Source organism: Labrys wisconsinensis (genome assembly GCF_030814995.1).
GTDB classification, from domain to species: domain Bacteria; phylum Pseudomonadota; class Alphaproteobacteria; order Rhizobiales; family Labraceae; genus Labrys; species Labrys wisconsinensis.
On sequence record NZ_JAUSVX010000021.1, the window covers coordinates 121,776 to 129,470 of the forward strand.

Here is a 7,695-nt window from a genome sequence, read left to right on the forward strand (position 1 = left end):
CTGCACATCGATCACGATCTCACGTCCCGTTGCGGCCCGATGCCGGAGCAGGCCGAGCCGTGCGATGGTACTCTCGTTCCCCCTTGATCGACAGGCTCCGGCCGGTCCATGCCCGTCAGCCGCGAAAGGGCCTCGTCCATTCCGGCGACCGGTCCGATGGCTCTTGGCATGGTCGGCATCCAGGGTCGGCGCCGCGTCCCGCCGGCAAGGGCTCATCAAACCGGAGCCAGGGCCGAGGCGGGCATGGGCGGCTCCCGGCGGCGCTGCAGCAGGCCGCGCAGGGCCTTGCCGAGGCGCTCGGCGCCGGCCGGGATCTCCTCCGGCGCCGGGGCGGCGTAGCACAGGCGGATGTGGCGGGAGGGGCCGCCCTCGGGCAGGAACAGGTCGCCGGCGCGCACCGACACGCCTTCGTCCGCCGCGGCCGTTTCCAGCTCGCGCGCGGCAAGCCCCGCCGGCAGCGCGGCCCAGAGATAGAGCCCGCCCGCTGGGGCGGCGAGGCGCAGCTCCGGGGCATGGACGGCGAGGCCGGCGATCAGGGCATCGCGCCGGGTGCGCAGCTCGGCGCGCAGGCGCGGGAGATGGCGGGCATAGGCGCCGGTGCGCAGGAACTCGGCCAGGATCGCCTGCGGCAGGGCCGGGGTCGACAGGTCGAGGCTCGCCTTGGCCGGCGCCAGCAGGGCCATGGCCGGGCGCGGCGCCACCAGCCATCCCAGGCGCAGGGCGGCGCCGATGGTCTTGGAGGCGCTGCCCTGCTGGATGACGATCCCGGCCTCGTCGAGGCTCTTGAGCGAGGGCGGCGGCGGCGCGCCGAAGGCAGGATCATCCGACTTGCCGAAGGCGATGTCGCCATAGACATGGCTCTCGACGATCGGCGTGCGGAAGCGGGCGCAGAGCTCCAGGACGCGCCGCCGCCGCTCCAGGCCGAGCAGGCGGCCGGTCGGGCAGTGGAAGCTCGGGATGAGGTAGACGAATTTTGGGCGCAGGCGGATCAGGACATCCTCCAGCGCATCGGGATCGACACCCTCCCGGTCCGTGGCGACGCCCGCCACCTCGGCTCCGACCGCGCGGAACGCCCGGAAGGCGCCGTGCCAGCTCGGGCTCTCGCAGGCGACGGCATCGCCGGGCGAGAGCAGGGCGCGGGCGAGGACGTTGAGCCCCTGCTGGGCGCCACCGGTGACCAGGATCTCGTCCGGCGACGCCCGCACGCCGCCGGCGCGCAGGCTGCCGGCCAACGCCTCGCGCAGCGCCGGGCTGCCGAGGATCGGGGCCGAGCGGGTCAGGAGGTCGGGCGAGGCCGCGGCCTTCGCGGCGCAGGCCCTCAGGGCCGCGCGGGGGGCGAGATCGGGATGCAGCCAGCCGTCGGCGAGGGGGATCGCCTGCGCCGGCGCCGGAAGGGGCAGGGCAGGGCGGGCGAGGCGCGAGGCGAGCAGCGGCCAGGCGACGGCTGCCGGCGTGCCGTCCGGGTCGTCGGCGATCACCGTCGCGCCGCGACCGACATGGCCGCGCACCAGCCCGGCCGCCTTCAGCTCCTGGTAGGCGGCAGTGACCGTGGTGCGGCTGAGGCCGAGCGCCTGGGCATGCAGCCGCTCCGACGGCAGCCGCGTGCCGACGGCGATGCGGCCGGCGCGGATCGCCTCGGCCAGGGCGGCGCCCAGCTGCAGATAGAGCGGCCGGTCGGAGGCGGGGTCCGGCCGGAATCCGGGCAGGAGCGGCCTGTTCGCCTGGGGCATCGCGAGTCCCTCACCAGTCCAATCCAAAATTGGATATTAACATCGATCAAGAAGATCGCTAACAGGCAGGGCCATCGACGAAATTGGATGCCGATCCGAGGTCCTCATGCGCGCGCCGATCTTCCAGCTCGATGCCTTCACCGACCGCCGCTTCGCCGGCAATCCCGCCGCCGTCATGCCGATGGAGCGCTTCCCCGAGGACGCGGTGCTGCAGGCGCTCGCGGCCGAGAACAACCTGGCCGAGACGGCCTTCCTGGTGCGCCAGGGCGGCGATTACCGCCTGCGCTGGTTCACGCCCACCGTCGAGGTGCCGCTGTGCGGCCATGCCACGCTGGCGAGCGCCGCGGTGGTGATGGAACGGCTGGAGCCGGGACGCGATCAGGTGGTCTTCCACTCCGCCAGCGGGCTGCTGACGGTGAAGCGGGCCGCCGCCGGCTACGTCATGGATTTCCCGGTGCGGCCGTCCAAGCCGGTGGCGGAACCGGAGGGCCTCGCCGCCGCGCTGGGTGCGCCGCTGGCGGCGGTCCATGTCAATCCGTTCAACTATATGGCGGTCCTGGCCGACCCGGCCGTGCTGCGCCGGCTCAGCCCCGACCTGGCGGCGATCGCGGGCTTCGACCGCGCCGGCGTGATCGTCACCGCGCCGGGTGACGGGCCCTACGACTTCGTCAGCCGCTACTTCGCGCCGGCCAAGGGCATTCCCGAGGATCCCGTCACCGGCTCCGCCCATTGCATGCTGGCGCCCTACTGGGCCGGTCGCCTCGGCAAGACGGCTTTCCGCGCCTTCCAGGCTTCGCCGCGCGGCGGCGAGGTGGTGTGCCGGCTGGTCGGCGAGCGCGTCGAGCTCGAAGGGGCCTGCGTCTTCTATCTCGAGGGCCACGCGGAGTTCTGAGAGGGCGGTCCGGGCGGGATCAGGCCGCGTCGGAGCGGCTGGCGCCCTCGATATGGCGGCGCAGCAGCGCCTCGGCGAAGGCGATGTCCCCCTCTGCGATGGCATCGAGGATGGCGATGTGCTCGCTGCAGACGCGGCGGATCCGTGCCTCGGGCAACCGGTCGAACCAGGCATATTCGGTGAGGCGCCGCAGGCTGTTCTGCTGGCGCACGGCCTGGACCAGGAAGCGGTTGCCGGACCAGGCCGCCAGCGCCTCGTGGAACGCGGCATTGGCTTCGAACCATCGGTCCCGGTGCAGGGCGGGCAGCGGCATCGCCATCACCTCGGCCAGGCCGGCCCGAATGGCGGCGAGCTCGGCCGCGTCGGCGCGGAAGCCGGGATGGCGCAGGGCGCCGCATTCGACGATGAGACGGAACTGGTAGCTCTCCTCCTCGACGCGGTCGGTGTCGAGGCTGCCGGCGAAGGCCCAGCCGTGGCCGCGCTGGCGCTGCACCAGGCCTTCGGCCGCAAAGCGCAGCAGCAGCTTGCGGATGGTGCCGCGCGGCGCGCCGTAGCGCTCCGCCAGCAGGGCTTCCGAGACGTCGGCGGGCACGGCGCCGGTCGCCCGATCCGCCATCAGCCGCCTTTGCAGGTGCTCGAGCTCCGACGGCGGGGCGACGCCCTCGACGTCGCCGTTGCCGGGCTGGCGCGCCAGGCGAAAGCCCCGGCCTTCGCCGCGGCGCAGAATGCCGCGCTCGGCCAGCCAGGCCAGGGCCGAGCGCACCGGCGAGCGCGACACCGCCAGCTGCCGGGCCAGGGCCGAGTCCGAGACGCGCCTGCCGACCGGCCAGCGCTCGGCGGCGGCCAGGGCGACGATCTGGCGGACAATCTCCCTCTGCAGGTCGCTTCCAACCACCGTCGCCCCCTGGTCAGACGTCTTTTGCATGAGTGAAATACGATTGACAGGCAAGCCATGGGCGATAGCATGGATGGTAGCTATCCAAAAACCATCTTGGCGACGTCGCATGAGCCCCTATCCCGCCGCCTTTCCCTTCGTCTCGGTCTCGGGAACGCCGTTCGAGCGCGGGCTGCGCTACGGTGCGGCGGTTCCGGAGCGGATCGAGGCCAGCGCCGCGCTCTATCGGCACCAGCTCGGCGCCATCGGCTACGGCCCGTCCGAGAAGACACGCCTGATCGACAGCTTCGCGGCCGAGATCGCGCGGTTCGGCGAGGCCTATCTGGAGGAGATGCGCGGCATTGCCCAGGGAGCGGGCGTGTCCTTCGCCGACATCGTGATGATCAACGCCCGCACCGAGGTCGTCGCCCGGGCCCGGCTGGAGCAGGGCCTGACCGCGGTCGAGGAGGACGAGCCCGAGGAAGGCTGCACCGGTGCCATCGTGCTGCCCGAGCGCAGCCGGGACGGGGCGCTGATCCATGCCCAGAACTGGGACTGGCGCACCGAATGCGCCGGCACCGGCATCGTGCTGCGGGTGCAGCGGGACGACGGGCCCGACATCCTGACCTTCGTCGAGGCCGGGGGCCTCGCCCGCAACGGCATGAACAGTGCCGGTGTCGCCATCACCGCCAACTATCTGGAATCGGACCGCGACTATCGCCAGCCGGGGGTGCCGCTCGCCCTGATCCGCCGCAGGGTGCTGGAGCAGGCGCATTTCGCCCTGGCGCTGCGCGCGGTCGCGGCCACGCCCAAGGCCTGCTCCAACAACATGATGCTCTCGACGGCCGCGGGCTTCGCCATCGACCTCGAATGCGCGCCGGACGAGGCGTTCCAGATCCTGCCGACGGAGGGCCTCATCGTGCACGCCAACCACTGGGTCAGCCCGGTGGCGCTCGCCAAGCTGCGCGATACCGGCCTGCCGCGCGTGCCGGACAGCCCCTATCGCGACTGGCGGGTGCGCGGGATCCTCGATGCGGCGGGTGCCCGGCTCACGGCCGACGACGTCAAGCGCGCCCTGTTCGACGACTTCCTCACGCCGCACGCGGTCTGCCGGCCGCCGGCGACCGATGCCGGCGCGAACCCGTCCTCGACCGTGGCGATGGTGGTGATGCAGCCGGCCGCCGGCATCATGGACGTGTGCTGCCTACCGGCCGTCAACCGCGGCTTCACCCGCTACGGCTTCGCCGGGGAGCCGGTCCGCCTGGCGGCGTGACGCCGGCTTCGGCCTCCGCGGCCGGATGATCGGGGCCGGCCGGGGGCTGGTCCGCGCCGGTCCGGTCGAGGTTGCGGTTCAGCCGCTGCAGCAGCGCGGCGAGGGTGGCGATCTCCTCGTCGCTGAAGCCGGCCAGAGCCTCGGCGTTGCCCGACATCAGCACCTCGCGGACCGCCGGCAGCCGCGCCAGCGCCGTCTCGGTCAGGGAGATCAGGCTGCTGCGGCCGTCCTGCGGGTCCGGCACGCGCCGGATCAGGCCGTCACGCTCCATCCGCGCCAGCATCTGCGCCATGGAGGGCTGCTCGATCCTGGCGAACTGCGCCAGCTCCTTCTGCGACAGGGCGGCGCCGCTCCGGAGCGCGGCCAGCACCGGCAGGTGGCCGACGCCGATGCCGAAGGGCTTCAGGCGGCTCTCCCCGAGCCGAGTGAAGGCGCGCGCCGCGCGGTTGACGAGATGGGCGGGCGTCGGGTTGGAGAAGGGATCCCAGTCGGTCATGCCTGGCTCTTGCATAGGTGCCTATGTTCATTTATATAGGCACCTATATAACTCAAGGCGAAAGGCTTGTCATGATCCCTCGTATTGCCATCGTGGGTGCCGGCCCCGGCGGCCTGACCCTGGCCCGCATCCTCGACCTCGGCGGCATCGCCGCGACCGTGTTCGAGCAGGAGGCGCATGCGCTGGTGCGGCCGCAGGGCGGCACGCTCGACCTGCATGTCGGCTCCGGCCAGCTCGCGCTGACGCGCGCCGGCCTGACCGCCGAGTTCGAGCGCATCGCCCGCTACGAGGACCAGGGCAGCCGGCTCTACGACAAGGCGGGCCGGCTGCTGCTCGCGGATGACGACGCGGACGGCGACCGCCCGGAGGTCGACCGCACGGCGCTGCGCAACGTCCTGCTGGCCTCGCTGCCTGAGGGCCGGGTTCGCTGGGGCCACGCCCTGCGCGAGGTGCGGCCGCGCGAGGACGGACGCTACGACCTCGTCTTCGAGGGGGCGAGCGCCGGTCCCTTCGATCTCGTGGTCGGCGCGGACGGCACCTGGTCGCGGGTGCGCCCGCTCGTCTCGGCCTACAGGCCGCAATATACCGGGCTCACCTTCATCGAGTTCGGCATCGACGACGTCGACACGCGCCACCCCGCGCTGTCGCGGCTGGTCGGGCGCGGCAAGATCGGGGTGGAAGGGGATGCCAGGTCCCTGATCGTGCAGCGCAACGGCCATGCGCACCTGCGAGGCTATGCGATCTTCCGCGTGCCGACGGACTGGGCCGCCCGGCGCTTCGACTTCTCCGCGCCCGCTGCCGCCCGCGCCCGCCTCGCCGCCGAGTTCGAGGGCTGGGCGCCGGAGATCCTCGACCTGATCCGCGCGGCGAACGATCAGATCGTGGCGCGCGCCATCCATGCCCTGCCCGTCGGGCATCATTGGCCGAACCGGGTCGGGGTGACGCTGCTCGGCGATGCCGCGCATGTCATGTCGCCGTTCGGCGGCGAGGGCGTGAATGCCGCCATGCTCGACGCGGCCGAGCTCGGCCGCCTGCTGGTCGAGACGCAGGACTGGCGGGAGGCGGTCCGGACCTACGAGGCCGAGATGTTCCAGCGCATCGTCGAGCCCGCCACCGAAGCCGCCGAGGCGGCGGCGACCGAGCTGTCGCATGACAGCCTGGCCCTTACCCTCGCGCACTTCAGCGAGCACGCCCGGTCCCGGACGGCACAGGCGGCTTCGACCTGAGATCCGGCCGCCATTTCAGTTGCACGACCCTTGCATCGCGCCGGATTGTGGGGGAGAGCAACGCGTCCCGCCGGGGCGGGTTCGGATGGTGGCACGATGCAGGCGCTGGTCGACAGGATCTACGGCACGCTGAAGGCGCGGACGGGGGAGGGGCGCGTCGCGGACTATATTCCGCAGCTCGCCAAGGTCGACCGCGACAAGTTCGGCATCGCCATCGAGATGGTCGACGGCACCTCCTTCGTCGCCGGTGACGTCGACGAGCCGTTCTCGATCCAGAGCGTGTCCAAGGTCTTCACCCTGACCCTGGCGCTCGGCAAGATCGGCGATTCCCTCTGGGCGCGGGTCGGGCGCGAGCCCTCGGGCACGCCGTTCAACTCCATCGTGCAGCTCGAGCACGAGCGCGGCATCCCGCGCAATCCCTTCATCAATGCCGGCGCCATCGTGGTGGCGGACGTGATCCTGGCCGGGCACGAGCCGCGCGAGGCGATCGGCGAGATCCTGCGCTTCGTGCGCTTCCTCGCCGACGACGAGACGATCTCGATCGACCCCGCGGTCGCCCGCTCCGAGACCGAGACCGGCTTTCGCAACGCGGCGCTCGCCAACTACATGCGCTCCTTCGGCAACATCCACCATGCCGTGGAGAAGGTGCTCGGCGTCTATTTCCACCACTGCGCCATCGCCATGTCCTGCCGCCAGCTGGCACGCGCCGGCCTGTTCCTGGCCAATGGCGGCCGCAACCCGCTCACCGGCTTCGGCGTGGTCTCCAGGGAGCGGGCGCGCCGCATCAATGCGCTGATGCTGACCTGCGGCCACTACGACGGCTCCGGCGATTTCGCCTTCCGGGTCGGGCTGCCCGGCAAGAGCGGCGTCGGCGGCGGCATCCTGGTCACCGTGCCGGGCCGCGCCTCGATCGCGGTGTGGTCGCCCGGCCTCGACGCCAACGGCAATTCCCGCGTCGGCTCGCTCGCCCTGGAGGCGATCGCGCAGGAGACCGGCTGGTCGGTGTTCTCGCGATAGGCTGGCGGCGCGCCGCCAGCCTATCGCCTGATCAGGCGTCCTCGTCCTCCATGTCCTGGCCGCCTGGGACATGGATGATGCGGTCGCGGCTGTAGGAGAGGATCTCGCGCTTGCCGGCATGGTTGGCCGGGCCGACGAGGCCCTCCTTCTCCATGCGCTCGACCAGGGAGGCGGCGCGGTTGTAGCC

At 72.1% G+C, this 7,695-nt stretch carries 7 protein-coding genes and 1 pseudogene; 4 read left to right on the plus strand and 4 right to left on the minus strand.

Going from position 1 to position 7,695, the window contains the following annotated elements; genetic code table 11:
* Positions 1-215: 215 nt before the first annotated feature.
* On the minus strand, positions 216-1,730 hold the full coding sequence (locus tag QO011_RS36510; protein WP_307283685.1) for an aminotransferase-like domain-containing protein: 1,515 nt from the start codon (positions 1,728-1,730) through the stop codon (positions 216-218).
* 106 nt (positions 1,731-1,836) lie between these two features.
* Between QO011_RS36510 and QO011_RS36515 the strand changes: the two genes are divergently transcribed.
* On the plus strand, positions 1,837-2,622 hold the full coding sequence (locus tag QO011_RS36515) for a PhzF family phenazine biosynthesis protein (RefSeq protein WP_307283688.1): 786 nt from the start codon (positions 1,837-1,839) through the stop codon (positions 2,620-2,622).
* A gap of 19 nt (positions 2,623-2,641) precedes the next feature.
* On the opposite strand, the gene QO011_RS36520 is transcribed toward QO011_RS36515, so the two are convergent.
* Positions 2,642-3,517 carry a GntR family transcriptional regulator gene (locus tag QO011_RS36520; RefSeq protein ID WP_307283690.1) on the minus strand — a complete coding sequence of 292 codons (876 nt, stop codon included), beginning with the start codon at positions 3,515-3,517 and terminating at the stop codon, positions 2,642-2,644.
* Positions 3,518-3,626: 109 nt separating this feature from the next.
* Here QO011_RS36520 and QO011_RS36525 point away from each other — a divergent pair, with 109 nt between their 5' ends.
* On the plus strand, positions 3,627-4,769 hold the full coding sequence (locus tag QO011_RS36525) for a C45 family autoproteolytic acyltransferase/hydrolase (RefSeq protein WP_307283693.1): 1,143 nt from the start codon (positions 3,627-3,629) through the stop codon (positions 4,767-4,769).
* Positions 4,770-4,806: 37 nt separating this feature from the next.
* Here the strand turns inward: QO011_RS36525 and QO011_RS36530 are convergent.
* A pseudogene (locus tag QO011_RS36530) lies at positions 4,807-5,265 on the minus strand (MarR family winged helix-turn-helix transcriptional regulator); the annotation flags it as partial.
* 71 nt (positions 5,266-5,336) lie between these two features.
* Between QO011_RS36530 and QO011_RS36535 the strand changes: the two are divergent.
* Together QO011_RS36535 and QO011_RS36540 are read left to right on the plus strand one after the other, a co-directional pair.
* On the plus strand, positions 5,337-6,491 hold the full coding sequence (locus QO011_RS36535) for an FAD-dependent oxidoreductase (protein WP_307283698.1): 1,155 nt from the start codon (positions 5,337-5,339) through the stop codon (positions 6,489-6,491).
* A 96-nt stretch (positions 6,492-6,587) separates the two neighbouring features.
* Positions 6,588-7,508, plus strand: coding sequence for a glutaminase (locus tag QO011_RS36540; protein WP_307283701.1), 921 nt, complete (start codon positions 6,588-6,590; stop codon positions 7,506-7,508).
* Between the two features lie 31 nt (positions 7,509-7,539).
* Here the strand turns inward: QO011_RS36540 and QO011_RS36545 are convergent.
* Positions 7,540-7,695: DNA translocase FtsK (locus tag QO011_RS36545; protein WP_307283716.1), on the minus strand; the 156-nt coding region annotated here is incomplete at its 5' end.

Coding starts and splice junctions, on each gene's coding strand:
- QO011_RS36510 (WP_307283685.1), bottom strand. CDS start 1,730: ATGCCCCAGGCGAACAGGCCGCTCCTGCCCGGATTCCGGCCGGACCCC.
- QO011_RS36515 (WP_307283688.1), top strand. CDS start 1,837: ATGCGCGCGCCGATCTTCCAGCTCGATGCCTTCACCGACCGCCGCTTC.
- QO011_RS36525 (WP_307283693.1), top strand. CDS start 3,627: ATGAGCCCCTATCCCGCCGCCTTTCCCTTCGTCTCGGTCTCGGGAACG.
- QO011_RS36535 (WP_307283698.1), top strand. CDS start 5,337: ATGATCCCTCGTATTGCCATCGTGGGTGCCGGCCCCGGCGGCCTGACC.
- QO011_RS36540 (WP_307283701.1), top strand. CDS start 6,588: ATGCAGGCGCTGGTCGACAGGATCTACGGCACGCTGAAGGCGCGGACG.